Source organism: Pseudomonas sp. SIMBA_068, from assembly GCF_046534705.1.
GTDB lineage: Bacteria > Pseudomonadota > Gammaproteobacteria > Pseudomonadales > Pseudomonadaceae > Aquipseudomonas > Aquipseudomonas putida.
In genome coordinates this window covers 1-246 of the sequence record NZ_JAWRYI010001316.1, presented here as the reverse complement: position 1 = coordinate 246, position 246 = coordinate 1, and the positions used below count along the sequence as shown (strand labels likewise).

1 protein-coding gene is annotated in these 246 nt (G+C 70.3%); it reads left to right on the top strand.

Annotated elements, in window-relative coordinates; all coding sequences use genetic code 11:
• Positions 1–246, top strand: a 246-nt coding sequence (locus SB756_RS33850) for a cytosine permease (protein ID WP_410913735.1), incomplete at both ends; no start/stop codon positions are given.

Below are 246 nucleotides of genomic sequence, written 5' to 3'. Positions count from 1 at the left end.
AGTTCGTGGATGCCTCCACGCAGCCCGAGACCCGGGGAATCGAGGTCATCGGAGACTCCGAGCGGCACGGTCGCGCCCGGGACCTGTTCTTCGTCTGGGCGGCGCCCGGCGTCAGCATCCTCAACTTCACCATCGGCGCGACGCTCATCCTCCTGGGGCTCGAGATCTGGCAGGCCTTCGCCGTGATCGTCGCCGCCTCGCTGCTGTGGGTCTTCCCCGGCCTGATCGCGGGGAGCGGGCCGGCGG